Below are 18,026 nucleotides of genomic sequence, written 5' to 3'. Positions count from 1 at the left end.
CCTAACCCTCTCCCCGAAGGGGAGAGGGAACTGGGCCGCACGCGTTACCCAAGCTTCAACATCTGCTCGCGCAAAGCGCCAAGCTGCACGCCCCAATCGGCGATGCGTTGACGTTCCTGCGCCACCACCTCGGCCGGCGCATTGGCGACGAAGTTGGCGTTGCCGAGTTTGCTCTCGCACTTTTTGATCTCGCTTTCGATGCGCATGATCTCTTTGCCGAGGCGTGTTTTTTCCGCACTCAAATCGATTAAGCCAGCGAGCGGAATCAGTACGCGTAGCGAGCCGACCACCGCAGCGGCGGCTGCCGGCTCATCGCTGCCTGAAGCAATCCACTGCGGCGCTTCCACGCGCGCGAGGAAGCTGATTTGCGTCGCGAATTTCGCCACGCGTGCGCGATCGCTGGCGTCGCCGTCCGCCAGCAGCAGCGGAATGGTTTTGCCAGGCGCAATATTCATTTCGGCGCGAATGCGGCGAATGCCGCTGAGCACGTTTTTAAACCACTCGACTTCGGCCGTCGCTGCTTCGTCGACGGCAATCTCGTTCGCATTCGGCCACGAACGCAGAAAAATGCTGTCGGCGTGGATGCCGAGTTTCGGCGCCACCGACTGCCAGATTTCCTCCGTGATAAACGGCACGACCGGATGCAGGGCGCGCAACACTGTTTCCAGCACCACCACCAACGTGTGGCGCGTCGATGCGGCGGCCGTTGCGTCTTCGCCGTTCAATGCGGGCTTGGACAGTTCAAGGAACCAATCGCAGTACTCGTTCCACACGAATTCGTACAACGCTTGCGCGAGCAAATCGAAACGATACGTAACGAAATGCTGCTCGACCTCGTTGAGCGTCTGCTTCAGGCGCGTGAGAATCCAACGTTCCGCTTCGGTCGCCGGCGCGCCGGTCGGTGCGGGAAGTTCGCCTTCCGGCAAATTCATCAACACGAAGCGCGCCGCGTTCCACAGCTTGTTGCAGAACGCCTTGTAGCCTTCGGCACGCTTGATATCGAAGTTGATCGTGCGGCTGTAACTGGCCAGCGCTGCGAAGGTGAAACGCAACGCATCGGTGCCGATGGCGGGAATGCCTTGCGGATAATCCTTGCGAATGCGCTTTTCGACTTTCTCGCGCACCTGCGGAATCAGCAGCGACTTGGTGGATTTTTCCACCAGCGGTTCCAGCTCGATGCCGTCGATCAGATCCAGCGGATCCAACGTATTGCCCTTGGATTTGGACATCTTCTGGCCTTCGGCGTCGCGCACGATGGCGTTGATGTAAACCTCGCGGAACGGCACTTTGCCCGTGAAATATTTGGTCGCCATCACCATGCGCGCGACCCAGAAGAAGATGATGTCAAAGCCGGTGACCAACACCGCGCTCGGCAGGAAGATTTTGTCGATCTCCCAGTTCGCGACGATCTCGCCGCGCTCGTTTTTCACCGGGCCGTTGGCCGGCCAGCCGAGTGTTGAGAACGGCCACAATGCCGAACTGAACCACGTGTCGAGAACATCCTCGTCTTGCTTCAACGCGCCGACGGGTGCGACGGACGCATGCTTGCGTGCATCGGCTTCATCTTCGCCGACGAAAATATTGCCCGCTTCGTCGTACCACGCCGGAATGCGATGGCCCCACCAAAGCTGGCGACTGATGCACCAGTCCTGGATATTTTCCAGCCACTGCGTGTACGTGGTGGTCCAGTTCTCGGGCACAAATTTGATTTCGCCGGTGCGCACGGCATCGAGCGCGGGTTCCGTAATCGCCTTGCGACCTTTCTCGCTGGTGAGATCGACGAACCATTGGTCGGTGAGCATCGGCTCGATCACGGCATCCGAACGCTGACTCACCGGTACCTGCAATTTGTGCGGTTTGGTTTCGACCAACAGGCCGCCCGCTTCCAGATCCGCGAGCACAACTTTGCGCGCTTCGTAACGATCTAAGCCTTGATACTTCGGCGGCGCGTTGCCGTTGACCTTGGCGTCGAGCGTGAAGATATCGATCGGCGCGAGTTTATGGCGCTGGCCGATGGCGTAGTCGTTGAAGTCGTGCGCGGGCGTGATTTTCACGCAGCCGGTGCCGAATTCGCGATCGACATAATCGTCGGCGATCACCGGAATCTGGCGGCCGGCGAGCGGCAAGGTGAGCGTTTTGCCAATCAGGTGCTGATAACGCTCGTCTTCGGGATGCAAGGCCACGGCGACGTCGCCGAGCATCGTTTCCGGACGTGTGGTGGCGACGACAAGGCTTTCGTCGCTATTGGTGACGGGATAGCGAATCGACCACATGTGGCCGTCGCGTTCGACGTTGTTCACTTCCAGATCGGACACCGCGGTGCCCAGCACCGGATCCCAGTTCACCAAGCGATTGCCGCGATAGATCAAACCGGCGCGGAACCACTCGACGAACACTTTGCGCACCGCGCTGGACAGACCTTCGTCCATCGTGAAGCGTTCGCGCGACCAATCGGCGGCGACGCCGAGACGACGCATTTGATGGGTGATGGTGGAACCGGATTCTTCCTTCCACTGCCACACGCGTTCGACGAACGGCTCGCGACCGAGATCGTGGCGGCTCTTGCTTTCGACGGCGAGCTGGTTCTCCACGATCTTTTGCGTGGCGATGCCAGCGTGATCCGTGCCCACCTGCCACAGCGTGTTCAAGCCGCGCATGCGCTGGTAGCGAATCAGCATGTCCATCACCGTCTGCTGGAACGCATGGCCCATATGCAGCGTGCCGGTGACATTGGGCGGCGGAAGCAGGATGCAGTACGGCTCGCCGGTGCCGGACGGGCGGAATACATCGCTGGCTTCCCAGCGGGCATACCACTTCGACTCGATCGGGCGGGGCTCGAAACTCTTTTCCATCGGGGACTCGCAATGGCGCGACCATGCAGGCGCGCGTGGGAAGGCATAAAGGCCCCATTGTACGGGGAGGGTGCGGGCCTGCCAAAGCGCGGGCCTATGCGAGAATGACGCGATGAATCTCCTAGCCCTCGAAACCGCCACCGAAGCCTGTTCCGTGGCCCTTGTGCACGGCGAAACCGTGATTGCCCGCACCGAGCTGGCGCCTCGCCGCCAGGCCGAACGCGTGCTGCCGATGGCGGATGAGTTGCTCGCCGAGGCCGGCATCGGCAAGCACGCACTGGATGCGATTGCCGTAGGGCGTGGACCCGGCGCGTTCACCGGTGTGCGGCTGGCGGTATCGCTGGCGCAGGGCATGGCGATGGCGTTGGATCGTCCTGTCGTGACCGTTTCGTCGCTGGCCGCGCTGGCGCTGGAAGCGCCGGAAGACGATGCGGCGATTCTCGCCGTGATCGATGCGCGCATGGGCGAAATTTACGCGGCCAGCTATCGACGCGACGACGAGGGCGGTTTGATCGCGCTGGACGACGAGCGTGTCAGCACCGCCGATTCGCTGATTCTGCCGAACCTCGATGCGTGGAACGTGGTCGGCACGGGTTGGGCGACCTATCACGATGCGTTGCGTAGCCGATTAGGTTCGGCGCCGCGCTCCGCCGATGGTGCCTGCTTTCCGCAGGCCAAACATGTGGCGACGCTTGCCGTTCGCGAATTCAAGGCCGGTCGGGCGGTGGCGCCGGAGCATGCGCTCCCTGTCTATCTGCGCGACAAAGTGGCATTGACGTTGGAAGAGCAGGGTCGCTGAAACGTCAGAGCTGCCCGATCGTCAATTGCACGAGCAAGCTGCTGATCGACACCGCCGCCCACACACCCAGTCCAAGCAGAATCGGACGCACGCCCGTCGACGCCATCTTGCGCAAGTTGGCCGATAGGCCGATCGCGGTGAGCGCGACGATGATCATGAATTCCGCCGCCACGTGGATCGCCGGTTGAATCGCTACCGGCACGAAGCCCATCGTGCGAATGGCCGAGGCCACCAAGAACCACAGGATGAACCAGGGAAAGATGCGGCCCAGGCTGAAATCGCTGGCGACGCCGGCGTGCTTCGCTGCGCGCTTTTCGCGCATGGCTACGACGATGGCGAGCACCAGGCAGATCGGAATGATCAGCGTGGCGCGCGTCAGCTTCACGATGGTGGCGTAATCGCCGGCCGCAGTGCTGTAGCTGTAACCCGCTGCAACGACGGATGAGGTGTCGTTGATCGCGGTGCCGGCCCACAGTCCGAAACCGAGATCGGACAGGTGAAGCGCATGCCCGAGCAGCGGGAACAGCAGCACGGCGACGATGTTGAACAGGAAGATGGTGGAGATCGCAAACGCGGTGTCGTGATCGTCCGGCTTGATGATCGGCGTGACGGCCGCAATGGCCGATCCGCCGCAAATCGCCGTGCCCACGCCGATCAGCACCTGCAATTTGTCGTGCACTTTCATCAAACGGCCAAGCGCGAACGCGGTGACGAAAGCGACGGTCATGGTCACCACGGTGACCGAAAGCGATTCCAGTCCGGTCTTGGCGACCTGGGTGAGGCTCAGCCCGAAACCGAGCGCGATGATCGACCACTGCAGAATCTGCTTGCTGGCGAACTGGATGCCCGGATTGAAGCGCTCGCCAGGCGCAAACACATTGCGCACCACGATGCCGATGACGATGCCGAACACCGGGCCGCCGATCAGCGGCACGAAGCGACCCAGCCACCAGGCCGCAAGGGCAATCGCGAAAGCCAGCGCCAGACCCGAGGCGCGGATGCGAAGAGTGGGGGCGGCAAAGTGGAGCGGGATGGCGTTCATGGCTGGCGATCCGGTGGGATGCACCTATTGTCCGTTTCGTCATGTATTAGGAAAATTTGAAATATCTAATCAAAGCTATAAGATTGGCTGATGATCAACGTCAGCCTCCGTCAGCTCGATGTATTCGTTCAGATCGCCCTGCATGGCAGCGTGCGCGCCGCTTCGGAGCGACTCCACCTCACCCAGCCGGCGGCCAGCATGGCGCTGGCGGAAATGGAGCGGCAGCTCGACGCCCCCGTCTTCGATCGCGAACGCGGGCGATTGCGCCTTAATGCACGCGGGCGCGAATTGTTGCCGCTGGCGCAGGAACTGCTGGAGCGGCACGCGGAGTTCGGCCGTCGCGCGACCGGGAAAACATTGGCGCTCGCGGGCGAATTGCGCATCGGCGCCAGCAACACCGTTGGCAACTATCGCGTCGGCGAATTGCTGGGAGACTTCGTGCGCGCCTATCCGCAGGTCGCCATCCGCTTGCGCGTTGCTAACACCGACGATATCGCCGCAGCCGTACTCGACCACAGCCTCGACGTCGGCTGCGTCGAAGGCCCGGTCATGCATCCGCTGCTGGAAGTGCGACCGTGGCGCGACGATGCGCTGTTGGTTTGCGCGCCGCCGGATCATCCTCTGGCCAAAAAACGCCACCTGAAACCCGAGCATTTCGCCGGCGCGCGCTGGGTCGTGCGCGAACCGGGTTCCGCCACGCGCGCGACGACCGAGCGTGCGCTTGCGCAGTTGCCTGCCGGCGAAACTGTGATGGAGCTGGATCAGATCGAAGCGATCAAGCAGGCGGTAAAAGCCGGATTGGGCATCGCATGTTTGCCGGAAGTGGCGGTGACGGATGCGTTGGCGACGGGTTGTTTGGTGGCGTTGAAAACCCCGTTCCTCGATCTGCAACGCAAGTTGTCGATCTTGTTGCATCGGGAAAAATATCGAGGCGCGGCGCTCGATGTTTTTCTGCAGTCGGTGAGTGGCGGCTAACACATCGTTTGCACCACTGCTCCCTCCCCTACGTGCAGTAGGGGAGGGGGCAAATCGCTAGTGGCAGCAGTTGTCCGTAATCGAAGCGATCAGCGATTCCGCTTCTTCATGCGTATGCGCGCGAATGATGCGCGGCGCGTAACTCCGGAGTTTGGCGTGATCGAGCGTCGCCAGACGATCGCGCACATGCAGAATGCGGCTCGGATGCATGCTGAATTCGCACAATCCCAAGGCCAACAGCAGGGCGGTGAAGTTCTCGTCGCCGCCGATTTCACCGCACAAACTTACCGGTTTGCCGGCACGACGGCCGGCCGAGATCACATGCGACAAGAGACGCAGCAGCGCGGGCTGCAGCGGGTTGTAGATATTTTCCAACGCGTCGTTGCCGCGGTCGGCGGCGAGCACGTATTGCGCCAGATCGTTGGTGCCGATAGCGAGGAAGTCCGAATGTTCGAGCAGCGCGCGCACGTTGATCGCGGCGGCGGGCACTTCGATCATCGCGCCGAGCGGAAGTTTTTCGGGTAGATCGACGTTCTCGCGCTTGAGTTCTTGTCGCGCGAGCTTGAACAACGTTCGCACGGCGATCAGCTCATCCGGCTGCGTCACCATCGGTACGAGTACGCGTACCGGGCCGTAGCAGGCAGCGCGCAGGATGGCGCGAATCTGCGTCGTGAACACCGCAGGGTGACGAAGCGAAAGCCGCACGCCGCGCACGCCGAGTGCGGGGTTTTCCTCGCCGCGAATGGCAAGTCCGGCCGCATCCGCTTTATCGGCGCCCAGATCGAGCGTGCGGATCGTGACCGGTGCGCCGCCCATGCCGAGCACAACGTCGCGATAGGCGTTGAATTGCTCGTCTTCCGATGGCAGCCCTTTGTGCTGCAGAAACAGAAATTCGGTGCGATACAAGCCCACGCCATCGGCGCCACGCGAGCGCGCAAGCGCGACATCGCCCGGCGACTCGGCATTCGCCAGCAAGCGCACGTCCACGCCATCGCGCGTACGAGTCGGCGCGTTCGCCAGACTGGCGAGGCGGCGTCCCTCCAGGATCGCCGCGCGCTGCCATGCGCGATAACGCGCGAGATCCTGCGCGGTAGGGTGCACGACCGCTTCGCCGTGCTCGGTGTCGACCAGAATCAGGTCGTCGTCGTGAATGGTGGAGAGCGCATCGCGCGTACCCACCAGCATCGGTAGGTTGAGGCTGCGCGCGAGAATTGCGCTGTGCGAATACGGGCTGCCGGAACTGGTGATGACGCCGAGCAAACCGTGGCCGGCCAGGTGCGCCATATCGGCCGGCGCAATCGTGTCGGCGACGAGAATTTCGCCGACGCGCGCGGCGAGTTTGCGTTCTTCCACGCTGGTTTGCCGTTGCAACGCGGAGATCACGCGACCGATTACCTGGTCGACGTCTTCCATGCGGCTGCGCAGATACGGATCGTCCATCGCGCTGAATACGCCCGCGAGTCGATCGCGTTGCTTCTTCAGCGCCGCGCCGGCGCGATAGCGGCCGATGGTGATCATCTCGTCGAGGCCGCGCAGCAGCTCCGCATCGTCGAGCAGCAGACTGTGCGCGTCGATGAATTCGTTGACTTCGCGCGCCAACGCGCCGTGCAGTTTTCCGCGCAGCTCGCGCAATTCTTGTCGCGCGGTGTCGAGCGCTTTATGCAGATGTTCGAGTTCGGACGAGACTTCGTCTTCGTTCAACGGGCGCGTGTCGACCAGGTAACGGCTGGGTTGAACCAGGCGGGCGCGTCCCAGGGTCATGCCGCGAGAGGCCATCGTGCCGGACAGGATTTGCCTCATCGGCGTCCTCCCGCAACGACGGAAACAAGCAACGGGGAACGGAGAATATCGATGCCGCGCAGGCGTGCGTCACGCTGCGGCCGCGAGTTTTCCCGTTCCTGGTTCCTTGTTCCTTGCTTCATTCAAGCGCCTTCGTCGAATTTGCGATCGAACAGTTCCACCACCGCATTGAGCGCGGCCGATTCGTCGGGACCGTCTGCGCGAACCGTGAGCGGCGTGCCGATGCCCGCTGCCAACATCATCACGCCCATGATGCTCTGTGCGTTGACTTCGCGGCCTTTGCTGATCAACCACACGGTGGATTTGAAACTTTGCACGAGTTGCACCAGCTTTGCCGATGCGCGGGCATGCAAGCCCAGTTTGTTGGTGACGACAATATCTTTTTCAAGCATGATCGATGAAGATTCCTCCGCGACCGCCGCTGGCCGCTATTTCCGCAAGTTCGTCCAGCGGCTTGTCGGCGTAATTGAGTACGCGCAGCAGCATGGGTAGGTTCAATCCTGAAACACAACGCAGCCTTACACCCACCGTACTCAGCGACAGCCCGATATTGCAGGGCGTCGCGCCATACAGATCCGCCAACACCAGCACGCCATCGCCGTGATCCAGCTCGCGCGCATGCTTGGCAGTCAGCGTGCGCATGACATCCGGATCGGCTCGCGCCGGCACTTCCACGGTGGCGACTCGCAGCGGCAGTTTTGGCAGCACGTGACGTGCGGCTTTCACCAGCGCCTGGCCAACCGACTCGTGGGTCATCAGAAGCACGCCGACGGTCATGACACGGCGGCTTCAAAGAGGCTTGTTAGAGACAACATAAACATCACTCAAGTTCGCGATGGAATGTGAGAACGCCTTCGCGGGTCGCGCGATAGTGCGCTGCAAGTTTTTCGACCAGATACACCGAACGGTGACGTCCGCCGGTGCAACCGATGGAGATGGTGACGTAACTGCGATCGTCCGCCTCGAAGCGCGGCAGCCACGCGTCGAGCCAGCGCGCCGTGTCGGCCTCGTATTCGGCGACCAAAGGTTGCCGTTCGAGGAACTCGCGCACCGGGCCGTCCTTGCCGGATAGCGGGCGCAGCGTCGGTTCCCAATGTGGGTTGGGCAGGCAGCGGGCGTCGAACACGAAATCGGAATCCAGCGGCAATCCGCGACGGAACGCGAACGACTGAAACATCAACGTAAGGCCGGCCGTGGTTTGCGCGTAACCGGTCGCGATAAAGCGACGCAATTGGTGCACGTTTAAATCGCTGGAATCGATCACGCGCTCGGCGATCGCCATTAACGGGCGCAACAACCTGCGTTCTTCGGCGATCGCGTCGGCCAACGATCTGCCGCGCGTGGCTAGCGGATGTCGGCGTCGCGTTTCGGAGAAGCGCTTGGTCAGCACTGCATCGCTGCAATCGATAAAGATCAAATGCACCTGCACGGTGTTGGCGAGCGCCGAGAGCACCTTGGGCATGTGTTGGAAATCTTCGTCGCGATTTCGAACATCCACGCCGACGGCGATGCGGCGACGATGACTGTCGCCGCGTGTCGCCGCTTCGACCAACTGCGGCAGCAACGCGCTCGGCAGGTTGTCGACGCAGTAGAACTCGAGATCTTCCAGCGCGCGCAGCGCCACCGTTTTGCCGCCGCCGGACATGCCGGTAAGCACGACCAGATGAATGGCGTTCGGATCGTCGTTGGAAATAAGGCCTTCGTATTGAGATTGACTCATGGGGTCACCACGGTGGGAGCCGGCGCATCTGATGGGCTTGGCGGTCCATAAAGCTCGTCGCAGGATCGATGCCCTTGCTCTTTAACATATGGCTGCGCACAGCCGCTTCGACCAGTACCGCCAGGTTGCGGCCGGGCGCGACCGGCAACGTAATCATCGGCATCTTTACATCGAAAATTTCGCGATGGCCGACATCGCCGGTGAGGCGCGTCAGCGCATCCGTATTTTCGCCGTCGCGCAATGGTTTGAGGTGAATGACCAGGCGCAAGTATTTCGACGTCTTTACCGACGTGTGGCCGAACATCTCGCGCACGTTGAGCACGCCCAGGCCGCGCACTTCCAACAGATCTTGCAGCAATTCCGGACAGGCGCCGTCGATTACATCCGGCGCGATCAGCGTGAATTCGGGCGCATCGTCGGCAACCAGTCGATGGCCGCGACTGATCAGTTCCAGCGCCAGTTCGCTTTTGCCGGAACCCGCTTCGCCGGTAATCAGCACGCCGATGGAAAACACTTCCAGCAACACGCCGTGCAACGTTAGACGCGGCGCCATCGTGCGCGCGAGGTGATATTGCATCCACGTCAGCAATTCGTGACCGCGCTTGGAGCTGATCCAAAGCGGCGTATCGGTTTCCTCGGCGACTTCGCGCAAGTCGGCGGGAATCGGTTGATCTTTAGTGACGATAAATGCGACAGGATGCGTGGCGGCTGCTTTGTGGATCACTTCCCAACGTTGGCGCGAATCCAGGCTGTCGAGAAAACTCAGTTCTTCCGTGCCGACAATCTGGATTTTGTTCGGGTAAATAACGTTGAGATAACCCACCAGCGACGGACGGCGCGCCGGCGTGGAGCCGTATTCCAGCACGCGCATTTCGCCGCGCATGCCCGCCACCCACCGGAGCGCCATGCGCTCGTGGATATCGTCGAAGAGTTGTCGTGCGGTAAGCCGTTCCAAGGATGTTCCCTTTGCCGCAGGGCTGCCTCATCGGGGCGGCGGCGGGAACATTGTGCCAGTTTGGTGGCTTGAAGGGTCGCTTCGCCGCCTCGTGTCCCGCTATGGGGCGAGGATTTTGGGGAGAAATGGGAGCTTGCGGCGGTTGGAGATGACTGAAGTTCGGATCGTTTCTAAATAAGGGCGAGATCCATCGATTTCCAGTCTTGCGGCCTTTTGTTCTATCCCTCTCTCCGGTCGGAGAGAGGGATAGGTACGGCTGGGCGTGTCAGCCGTATTGTCGGATTTCGCGTACTTCGCGTTGATGTTTGTCGCACAGCTTTTCACGGTAACGGCGCAGCTGATCGACGAGTTTGTCGAAGAGATTGTCTATAGAGGCGTACATATCGTTCTCGGTGGCTTCGGCGTGCAGCGTACTGCCCACGACTTTGACGGTTCCCTCGGCACGTTGCTGAAGCTTGTCGACCGAGAGTACGACGCTCAGGCTTACGATGCGGTCATCGAGGCGAGTCAATCGATCGAGCTTGGTTGTCACGTGATTGCGCAGGGCGGGAGTGACGTCGATCTTTTGACCACTGAGTTGGAATTGCATGGTGCGCCTCCTTCTAGAGCTGGCCGCCAGTGGCGGCGTTGATCGATGCGCGGATTGCCGTGAAACAATCGTTGCACCGTGAAGCTAGAGACTTTGAATAAACCTTACTCCTGAAAATGGGATCGTTCCATGAAGCCACAAGTTCCCTGAAAAAATTTTTCGGGCGTGCGGACTTCAACTGCTGCGTTGTCGCTCGCTGGAACTGGGAATGCGCAGAATTTCTCGGTATTTCGCCACCGTACGGCGCGCTACCTGAATGCCTTTGCCGTGCAACTCTTCGGCGAGCGCCTGATCGGACAGCGGCTTGCGCGGGTCTTCGTTGTCGACCAGCTTGCGCAGCATCGCTTGAATGGCGGTAGCCGATGCGCTGCCGCCGTCCTCGGTGGACACGCCGCTGGAAAAGAAATACTTCAGCTCGTAGGTGCCGCGCGGCGTGTGAATGTATTTGCGGGTCGTTACACGTGAAATCGTCGACTCATGCATACCCACCTCCTCGGCCACTTCACGCAGCACTAACGGCTGCATGGCTTCCGGACCGTAGTCCAGAAAGGCGCTTTGCCGTCTCACGATGGCGTCGGCGACCTTTAGGAGTGTTTCGGCACGAGACTCCAAACTCTTAATCAGCCAGCGCGCTTCCTGCAGTTGACCGCGCATCCAGCTGGCGTCGTCGCTGCGCGCCTGGGCGATAAGACTGCAGTAATGCTGGTTGAGGCTGAGCTTGGGTTGGCTGTCCGGGTTCAGGAGCACGCGCCAGCGCGTGCCGTCCTTGCGGGCGTAGACGTCGGGCGCCACGTATTCGACGGGCGTGGTGTCCATCGCCGCGCCGGGACGCGGGTCCAGGCTGCGGATAAGCAAGGCGGCGCCGGTGGTTTCTTCCTCGGTCGCGTGCAGGCGGCGAGCGAGCTTGGCCATGTCGTTGCGCGCCAAGAGTTCCAATTCGTTTTCGACGATGCGCAACGCCAGGTCCCGATGCGGCGTGCTGGGCGCGAACTGCTCCAGCTGAGCGCGAAGACAATCGGGAAGGTCGATGCTCGCCACGCCGGCAGGGTCGAAGTGCTGCAATCGGCGGCGTACGGCTTCCACTTCTTCGAGAGTGGCTTTCAGGTGCGGAGGAAGCGCCGCGAGCACCGCATCGAGACCTTCTTCCAAATAACCGTCGGTGTTAAGCGCGTCGATCAGCACCGTGGCGATGGCCTTGGCGCGTGGATCCATCGGTGTGAGATTAAGTTGCCACAGCAGATGTTCCTGCAGCGACTCGGGCGCCGCATTCTGCGGTTCCATGCCTTCGTCGTCGCGATTGTTCGAATTACCGCTGCCGTTGGACGACGAAAAATCGATCGGCTCGTCGGAACTCATTTCCGGTTCCGCCCAATCCGGCGCCTCGTCGTTGCCGTCGCTGCCCGATGCCGAATCGCTGCTGACGGTTACCGGCGCATCGAATTCGTTTTCGAATTCGCCATCGGTTTCGGTTTCGTCTTGTTCTTCCGATGCATCTTCGGCGAACTCGAGCAGCGGATTGCTCTCGGCAAGTTGACGCAACTCGGCAGCCAGCTCCAGTTGCGACAATTGCAGCAGGCGAATGGCCTGTTGCAGTTGTGGCGTAAGAGCCAGCTGTTGATTTAGACGGAACTGAAGCCCTGGTTTCATGCCTGGCGAAAGGGTTGTGGGATGCGCTGACTCATTCTACGTAGGTGTCACCGGTCCTGTCTGTTCGCATCTCTTCGGTCCATCGTCTCGACAGACGGCCAGTCTGCCTTCGCCGATGGCCCTGTGATCTGCGAACAGACAGGACCGGCCCGAAGGGTGATGTCCAGAAGGCTCGCAGGCTGCGTCGCGCGGCTTGAAAAGACGGCCAGTCTTCCCTGCGCCGCGCAACACATCCTGCAAGCCTTCTGGACATCATGCCACCAACGTAGAATGAGTCAGCGCATCCCTTGGCCTCATCCTAACCCTTAGACGGAGTGTCGGCCATAGTTGCTATGGCCGGAAATACCTGCCCGTGCCGTGGGTGTGAAGCGGCGCAAATTGCAACTTGTGCGGACGGCGAAGTTGGAGTATTACAAACGGAATTCGCGGCCCAGATACACTTCGCGAACCCGCTCGTCCGCCAGAATATGCGCCGGCGTGCCGCGCGAGAGCACCTCGCCCTCGTTCATGATGTAGGCGCGATCGCAAATGCCCAGGGTTTCGCGCACGTTGTGATCGGTGATCAGCACACCGATCCCGCGCTCCTTCAGATGTCGCACGATGCGTTGGATTTCGCCGACTGAAATCGGGTCGACGCCCGCGAACGGTTCGTCCAGCAACATGTAACGCGGCTGCGCGGCGAGGGCGCGTGCAATTTCAACACGGCGACGTTCGCCGCCCGACAGGCTGATGCCTTTTTGCGTCGCGATGTGCGCGATTTTCAGTTCGTCGAGCAAGCTTTCCAATTCGGCATCGCGCTTGCGTTGATCCAAGCCTTCGCGCAATTCCAGCACCGCCATGATGTTGTCGGCGACGCTGAGACGACGGAAAACGGACGCTTCCTGCGGCAAATAACCGATGCCAAGTTTGGCGCGCGCATGCATGGGAAGGCCAGTGATGTCGCGCTTGTCGAGTTTGATGGAGCCGGCGTCGGCTTCGATCAAACCCACGATCATGTAGAAGCAGGTGGTTTTACCGGCGCCGTTGGGACCGAGCAGGCCCACCACTTCGCCCTGGCGAATCGAAAACGCAAAATCGCGCACCACTTGGCGCGCGCGGAAACTTTTTTGCAGACCTTCTGCGGAAAGCATGAGTAATGATTATCCCTTCGACGGCGCGCTGCTGGCGGGCGCCGGCGCTTTGGTGCTGGATGACGATGCCGGTTTGGCGGGAGCGTTGGTGGCCGGCGTCGAAGCGGGCGCGCCATGCTTCGGCGGCGGCAGCGGCTTCTGTTTCGGCAGGAAGGTCATCGTGACCTGACCGCTGCTGCTGCTTTCGCCGACCATGTAGCTGGTTTGCGTGTTGTAGGTGAGCTTGGCGCCGTGCGCGTCGCCTTTGTTCTGTTGGTGCACGTTGGCGTTGCCAGTGAGAATGGCGATGCCGTTGACGTTGTCGTAGTAAAGCTGATCGGCGTCGCCGGTCATCAGGTTGCCGCTGTCGTCGATCTGCTCGATATGCGGACGCTTTTGCGGCGTGCCGGTCACGATGATGTGATCGACGGACGTGTCTTCCTTCGCCGTATAAATTTTCGCAACCTGACCGGTGAGTTTCATCGTGCCCTGCGTGATCAACACGGCGCCGGTGAAGGTGCTGATCGTGTTGGGCTGGTTGTAACCGTCGAAGCTGTCCGCATGCACCACGTGGATCGGCTGGTTGCGGTCATCCTGCTTTGCTAGTGCCGGTTGCAGAAGCAAGAGCCCGGCAATCAAGAGGCTTAGCCGTAGCGTTGTTCTGGCTTGAATAAAGCGTGCCGTGCACGTCATGGAGCAACTCCAGATGGTTTTCGTTGAGATTGGCACGCATGCCGATGCCGTTCATTACGCTTGCGCCCTGCGTCATGGTGGCCGGATCCGCAGTTTCCATGCGGTTCTCCTTCGGCCAACCGGTGACGTTGGAGGTACATAATGTTGCCATGGGACCCTGCGCATAGGCAGGGCGGTGCATGTAAACCGCACCGTCGAGATTGACTTGCGTGCCGCTCTTGTTGACCCGGCCGAAGGGTGCGTTGCCTTGCCAGTTCGGCACGCCGGGCTTTTTCGAAATAAGTTCGAACACGGGCGAATTGAGATACAGCGATTCGTCGCCCGCGCGGCGATCGATGCGCGGCGAGGTCATGTTGATGCTCAGCAGTCCGTCGATGTCGTAGCTCCAAACTTTGGAGTTGTAGAGCACGTAATCGGAAATCGGCGGCCCGACGAAATCGTTGACCGGCGGCGCGCCGACCACCCAACGCTGCAACATCCAGCTGGCCGGTGCAGCGATGGCGAGCAGCGCGATGGCGACGTTGATGCGGTTGTCGCGCAGGTATTGGCGAAAACTCACTGCCAATGCTCCTGTTCTGCGCGGCTTTTGTTCTGTGCGTGCAGGATGAGATCGCACACTTCGCGCACCGCGCCTTGTCCGCCCGAAAGGTGTGTCTGGTAGTGCGCGCGTTGCGCCACCCAAGGGTGCGCATTCGCCACGGCAACCGCCAGGCCGGCGACGCTCATCGCCGGCAGATCCGGTAAATCATCGCCCACGAATGCGACATGTTCCGGCTGCAGGTTCAACGCTTCCATGATCTGGCGCATGCATTCGCGCTTGTCGGATTGACCTTGATAGACGTGCGCGATGTTCAACTCTTCCGCGCGCAACGCGACCGGATGACTGATACGCGCGCTGACGATGGCCACCTGCACACCGTGTGCCTGGAGACGCTTCAAACCCAGGCCGTCGTGGACGTGAAACACCTTGGTTTCGTGGCCGCTTTCGCTGTACCACAAGCGACCGTCGGTAAGCGTGCCGTCGACATCGAACGCGGCCAGGCGAATCTTGGCGGCGCGAGCGAGTACGTCGGCGGGCAGGTTGGAAAGGTAATCCATGGAATAAAGTGTTCCGTCAGACCACGCGCGCGCGCAGCAGGTCGTGAATGTTGAGGGCGCCGACCACGCGTTGCGCTTCGTCGACCACCAGCAAAGCGTGAATCTGATACTTCTCCATCAGCTGCGCCGCTTCGATGGCGAGCTTGTCCGCGCCGATCACCTTGGGGCCGCGCGTCATCAAATCGCTGACGCGCGCGCTGCGCAGATCGACACCATCGTCGTCGAGCGCGCGGCGCAAGTCGCCGTCGGTGAACACACCCAGCAAATGCTGGTTGTTGTCGACCACGGCGGTCATGCCCAAATGTTTGCGGGTCATTTCCATCAGTGCTTCGGTCAGGCTGGCGTCGGGGGAGATCGTCGGGATGCCCGTGCCGGTGTGCATCACATCGCTGATGTGCAGCAGCAACCGGCGCCCAAGGCTGCCCGCCGGGTGAGAACGCGCGAAGTCTTCAGAGGTAAACCCGCGCGCTTCCAGCAGGGCGATGGCCAGCGCGTCGCCCATGACCAGGGCGGCTGTGGTGCTCGCGGTCGGGGCCAGACCAAGCGGGCAGGCTTCGGCGGAAATGCCGGCGTCCAGATGCACGTCGGCCTGGCCGGCGAGGGACGATTCCGGATTGCCGGTGATGGCGATCAGCGGAATGCCCTGGCGCTTGATCACGGGCAGGATGAAGAGAATTTCGTCGGTCTCGCCCGAGTTGGACAAGGCCAGCACCACGTCCTGCGGCAGGATCATCCCCAGATCGCCATGGCTGGCTTCGCCGGGATGCACGAAGAAGGCCGGCGTGCCGGTCGAGGCCAAGGTCGCGGCGATCTTGCGCCCCACATGCCCGGATTTACCCATGCCGGTGACGACCACGCGCCCTTTGCAGCCCAGAATCAGCCGGCAGGCGTCGACAAAGGTCTGGTCGACGCGCGGCTCCAGGGCCCGAATGGCGGCCGCCTCGGTGGCGATGACCGTGCGCGCGCTGCGCACGATGGCGGCGGCATCCACCCGGGTGGATTTGGCTTTGGTGATGGGTGCGTTCATGCGTCCTCAGGGGCAGCTGGACAGGGAATCGACAGTGATGTCGTTTCTGCGACAGCGGATTTCCATTAACATGGCATATTCGCATTCTATCTTGATGCCCGACGCCAATGGCTCGCCCTGAACTGGCCGGCGGTGGGCGTTCAGTATTTTAGTAAATGGGTAACCGATGGACGCAGCCAGCATCCAGGCAATGATCGAAACCGGCCTGCCGGGCGCCAAGGCGAGCGTGCAGGGTGACGACGGCGTGCACTTCGAGGCCGAAGTGGTGGCCGCGCAGTTTGCGGGCAAATTGCCCCTAGCGCGCCACCGTCTCGTGTACGCCACGTTGGGCGACCTCATGGGGGGCGCGATCCACGCGCTCGCGCTCAAGACATTGACGCCGGAAGAAGTCGCTGCGCGCCGATAACGGCGGCGCAGTCAGCTCCGGCCTCGCATTTATTTAAGGACCCTCGATGGCCAAAATCCTGATCAGCGGCGGCGAGCCGCTACGCGGTGAAGTGGGTATTTCCGGCGCCAAGAACGCCGTGCTGCCCATTCTCGCTTCCTGCCTGCTGGCCGACGAGCCGGTCACGATCAGCAACGTGCCGCATCTGCACGACGTCACCACCACCATGGAACTGCTCGGCCAGATGGGCGTGCAGTTGGTGCTGGACGATCGCATGAAGATCCAGGTGGATCCGCGCCCGGCTGATCGCTATTTCGCTCCGTACGAGCTGGTGAAAACCATGCGCGCGTCGATCCTGGTGCTGGGGCCGCTGGTCGCGCGCTTTGGTCAGGCCGAGGTCTCGCTGCCTGGTGGTTGCCAGATCGGCTCGCGCCCGGTGGATCAGCACATTCGCGGCCTGCAGGCGCTGGGCGCGGAGATCGACGTCGAGAACGGCTACATCAAAGCGCGCGCCAAGCGTCTGAAAGGCGCGCGCATCGTGATGGACATGGTCACCGTCACCGGCACCGAAAACGTGATGATGGCGGCCGTGCTCGCCAACGGCACCAGCATCATCGACAACGCGGCGCAGGAACCGGAAGTGGTGGACCTCGCCAACTGCCTCAATGCGCTCGGTGCGCAAATCGAAGGCGCGGGCACGTCGACGCTGGTGATCCACGGCGTGGAACGCCTGCACGGCGGGCATTACGAAGTACTGCCCGATCGCATCGAAACCGGCACCTTCCTGGTCGGTGCAGCGATGACCGGCGGCAAGGTGCGTGCGCGCAACGCGCGCGCCAACACACTCGATGCGGTGCTGGTGAAACTCGAAGAAGCCGGCGCGCATATCGCCACGGGTCCGGATTGGATCGAACTGGATATGCACGGCCGTCGCCCGAAGGCGGTGAACATCACCACCGCGCCATACCCGGCGTTTCCCACGGACATGCAAGCGCAATTCACTGCACTCAATTGCGTGGCCGAAGGCGTGGGCATCATCACCGAGACCGTCTTCGAAAATCGCTTTATGCACGCGCACGAGCTGCAGCGTCTTGGCGCGGATATTCGCCTGGAAGGCAACACCGCGATCATCCAAGGCGTGAACAAGATGAGCGGCGCGCCGATCATGGCCACCGATTTGCGCGCATCCGCGTGTCTGGTGCTGGCCGGCTTGGTGGCCGAAGGCGATACCACGGTGGATCGCGTGTATCACATCGATCGCGGCTACGAGAACATCGAAGAGAAGCTCAGCACGTTGGGCGCGAAGATTCGTCGCCTTCCCACGTAATGTTTCAT

At 61.4% G+C, this 18,026-nt stretch carries 18 protein-coding genes; 4 read left to right on the top strand and 14 right to left on the bottom strand.

All coding sequences use genetic code 11. From position 1 onward, the window contains the following. Positions 1-44 precede the first annotated feature (44 nt). A complete protein-coding gene (locus L0U79_RS17140; protein WP_233843437.1) occupies positions 45-2,852 on the bottom strand; it encodes a valine--tRNA ligase in 2,808 nt (935 codons plus the stop codon). A gap of 112 nt (positions 2,853-2,964) precedes the next feature. On the opposite strand from L0U79_RS17140, the gene tsaB reads away from it, so the two are divergent. Further along, the gene (tsaB, locus tag L0U79_RS17135) at positions 2,965-3,651 is read left to right on the top strand and encodes a tRNA (adenosine(37)-N6)-threonylcarbamoyltransferase complex dimerization subunit type 1 TsaB (RefSeq protein WP_233843436.1); all 687 of its coding nucleotides are present in this window, start codon (positions 2,965-2,967) and stop codon (positions 3,649-3,651) included. 4 nt (positions 3,652-3,655) lie between these two features. Here the strand turns inward: tsaB and L0U79_RS17130 are convergent, their stop codons facing one another. Further along, positions 3,656-4,693 carry a putative sulfate exporter family transporter gene (locus L0U79_RS17130; protein ID WP_233843435.1) on the bottom strand — a complete coding sequence of 346 codons (1,038 nt, stop codon included), beginning with the start codon at positions 4,691-4,693 and terminating at the stop codon, positions 3,656-3,658. 90 nt (positions 4,694-4,783) lie between these two features. On the opposite strand from L0U79_RS17130, the gene L0U79_RS17125 reads away from it, so the two are divergent. Next, positions 4,784-5,668 carry a LysR substrate-binding domain-containing protein gene (locus tag L0U79_RS17125; RefSeq protein ID WP_233843434.1) on the top strand — a complete coding sequence of 295 codons (885 nt, stop codon included), beginning with the start codon at positions 4,784-4,786 and terminating at the stop codon, positions 5,666-5,668. A 57-nt stretch (positions 5,669-5,725) separates the two neighbouring features. Here the strand turns inward: L0U79_RS17125 and ptsP are convergent, their stop codons facing one another. The 12 genes from ptsP to L0U79_RS17065 form a co-directional block, all read right to left on the bottom strand. After that, a complete protein-coding gene (ptsP, locus tag L0U79_RS17120) occupies positions 5,726-7,468 on the bottom strand; it encodes a phosphoenolpyruvate--protein phosphotransferase (RefSeq protein ID WP_233843433.1) in 1,743 nt (580 codons plus the stop codon). 122 nt (positions 7,469-7,590) lie between these two features. Beyond that, a complete protein-coding gene (locus L0U79_RS17115) occupies positions 7,591-7,860 on the bottom strand; it encodes an HPr family phosphocarrier protein (protein WP_233843432.1) in 270 nt (89 codons plus the stop codon). Next, on the bottom strand, positions 7,853-8,245 hold the full coding sequence (locus L0U79_RS17110) for a PTS fructose IIA subunit family protein (protein WP_126673254.1): 393 nt from the start codon (positions 8,243-8,245) through the stop codon (positions 7,853-7,855). Before L0U79_RS17110 ends, L0U79_RS17115 begins: the two co-directional genes overlap by 8 nt. A gap of 43 nt (positions 8,246-8,288) precedes the next feature. Continuing rightward, on the bottom strand, positions 8,289-9,188 hold the full coding sequence (gene rapZ / locus L0U79_RS17105; protein ID WP_233843431.1) for an RNase adapter RapZ: 900 nt from the start codon (positions 9,186-9,188) through the stop codon (positions 8,289-8,291). A 4-nt stretch (positions 9,189-9,192) separates the two neighbouring features. Further along, a complete protein-coding gene (gene hprK, locus L0U79_RS17100; protein ID WP_255682813.1) occupies positions 9,193-10,143 on the bottom strand; it encodes an HPr(Ser) kinase/phosphatase in 951 nt (316 codons plus the stop codon). 265 nt (positions 10,144-10,408) lie between these two features. Beyond that, complete coding sequence (gene raiA, locus L0U79_RS17095) at positions 10,409-10,732, bottom strand: ribosome-associated translation inhibitor RaiA (RefSeq protein ID WP_233843430.1); 324 nt, start codon at positions 10,730-10,732, stop codon at positions 10,409-10,411. Between the two features lie 174 nt (positions 10,733-10,906). Further along, on the bottom strand, positions 10,907-12,379 hold the full coding sequence (locus L0U79_RS17090) for an RNA polymerase factor sigma-54 (protein ID WP_233843429.1): 1,473 nt from the start codon (positions 12,377-12,379) through the stop codon (positions 10,907-10,909). Positions 12,380-12,789: 410 nt separating this feature from the next. Beyond that, a complete protein-coding gene (gene lptB, locus L0U79_RS17085; protein ID WP_233843428.1) occupies positions 12,790-13,509 on the bottom strand; it encodes an LPS export ABC transporter ATP-binding protein in 720 nt (239 codons plus the stop codon). Between the two features lie 9 nt (positions 13,510-13,518). Next, positions 13,519-14,112: a lipopolysaccharide transport periplasmic protein LptA gene (lptA, locus tag L0U79_RS17080; RefSeq protein WP_233843427.1), complete on the bottom strand. Its 594-nt coding sequence runs from the start codon at positions 14,110-14,112 to the stop codon at positions 13,519-13,521. Further along, positions 14,078-14,740 (bottom strand): LPS export ABC transporter periplasmic protein LptC, encoded by a 663-nt coding sequence (lptC, locus tag L0U79_RS17075; protein ID WP_233843426.1) that lies wholly within the window; start codon positions 14,738-14,740, stop codon positions 14,078-14,080. Before lptC ends, lptA begins: the two co-directional genes overlap by 35 nt. Next, positions 14,737-15,279: an HAD family hydrolase gene (locus L0U79_RS17070; RefSeq protein ID WP_233843425.1), complete on the bottom strand. Its 543-nt coding sequence runs from the start codon at positions 15,277-15,279 to the stop codon at positions 14,737-14,739. The genes lptC and L0U79_RS17070 overlap by 4 nt, the downstream gene beginning before the upstream one ends. A gap of 16 nt (positions 15,280-15,295) precedes the next feature. After that, positions 15,296-16,306 (bottom strand): KpsF/GutQ family sugar-phosphate isomerase, encoded by a 1,011-nt coding sequence (locus L0U79_RS17065; RefSeq protein WP_233843424.1) that lies wholly within the window; start codon positions 16,304-16,306, stop codon positions 15,296-15,298. Positions 16,307-16,472: 166 nt separating this feature from the next. Here L0U79_RS17065 and L0U79_RS17060 point away from each other — a divergent pair, with 166 nt between their 5' ends. After that, positions 16,473-16,712, top strand: a complete 240-nt coding sequence (locus L0U79_RS17060; protein WP_233843423.1) for a BolA/IbaG family iron-sulfur metabolism protein — start codon at positions 16,473-16,475, stop codon at positions 16,710-16,712. Positions 16,713-16,758: 46 nt separating this feature from the next. Next, on the top strand, positions 16,759-18,018 hold the full coding sequence (gene murA / locus L0U79_RS17055) for a UDP-N-acetylglucosamine 1-carboxyvinyltransferase (protein ID WP_233843422.1): 1,260 nt from the start codon (positions 16,759-16,761) through the stop codon (positions 18,016-18,018). Positions 18,019-18,026 lie beyond the last annotated feature (8 nt).

It is taken from the genome of Dyella sp. 2HG41-7 (assembly GCF_021390675.1).
Classification (GTDB): Bacteria; Pseudomonadota; Gammaproteobacteria; order Xanthomonadales; family Rhodanobacteraceae; genus Dyella_B.
Note: the sequence above shows the minus strand (reverse complement) of the source record. Positions and strands in the feature narration are given on the sequence as shown.

What these genes read in the sequence shown, in the direction of transcription:
- L0U79_RS17140 (WP_233843437.1), bottom strand. Translation starts at nt 2,852, where the DNA reads ATGGAAAAGAGTTTCGAGCCCCGCCCGATCGAGTCGAAGTGGTATGCC.
- tsaB (WP_233843436.1), top strand. Translation starts at nt 2,965, where the DNA reads ATGAATCTCCTAGCCCTCGAAACCGCCACCGAAGCCTGTTCCGTGGCC.
- L0U79_RS17130 (WP_233843435.1), bottom strand. Translation starts at nt 4,693, where the DNA reads ATGAACGCCATCCCGCTCCACTTTGCCGCCCCCACTCTTCGCATCCGC.
- L0U79_RS17125 (WP_233843434.1), top strand. Translation starts at nt 4,784, where the DNA reads ATGATCAACGTCAGCCTCCGTCAGCTCGATGTATTCGTTCAGATCGCC.
- ptsP (WP_233843433.1), bottom strand. Translation starts at nt 7,468, where the DNA reads ATGAGGCAAATCCTGTCCGGCACGATGGCCTCTCGCGGCATGACCCTG.
- L0U79_RS17115 (WP_233843432.1), bottom strand. Translation starts at nt 7,860, where the DNA reads ATGCTTGAAAAAGATATTGTCGTCACCAACAAACTGGGCTTGCATGCC.
- L0U79_RS17110 (WP_126673254.1), bottom strand. Translation starts at nt 8,245, where the DNA reads ATGACCGTCGGCGTGCTTCTGATGACCCACGAGTCGGTTGGCCAGGCG.
- rapZ (WP_233843431.1), bottom strand. Translation starts at nt 9,188, where the DNA reads ATGAGTCAATCTCAATACGAAGGCCTTATTTCCAACGACGATCCGAAC.
- raiA (WP_233843430.1), bottom strand. Translation starts at nt 10,732, where the DNA reads ATGCAATTCCAACTCAGTGGTCAAAAGATCGACGTCACTCCCGCCCTG.
- L0U79_RS17090 (WP_233843429.1), bottom strand. Translation starts at nt 12,379, where the DNA reads ATGAAACCAGGGCTTCAGTTCCGTCTAAATCAACAGCTGGCTCTTACG.
- lptB (WP_233843428.1), bottom strand. Translation starts at nt 13,509, where the DNA reads ATGCTTTCCGCAGAAGGTCTGCAAAAAAGTTTCCGCGCGCGCCAAGTG.
- L0U79_RS17070 (WP_233843425.1), bottom strand. Translation starts at nt 15,279, where the DNA reads ATGGATTACCTTTCCAACCTGCCCGCCGACGTACTCGCTCGCGCCGCC.
- L0U79_RS17065 (WP_233843424.1), bottom strand. Translation starts at nt 16,306, where the DNA reads ATGAACGCACCCATCACCAAAGCCAAATCCACCCGGGTGGATGCCGCC.
- L0U79_RS17060 (WP_233843423.1), top strand. Translation starts at nt 16,473, where the DNA reads ATGGACGCAGCCAGCATCCAGGCAATGATCGAAACCGGCCTGCCGGGC.
- murA (WP_233843422.1), top strand. Translation starts at nt 16,759, where the DNA reads ATGGCCAAAATCCTGATCAGCGGCGGCGAGCCGCTACGCGGTGAAGTG.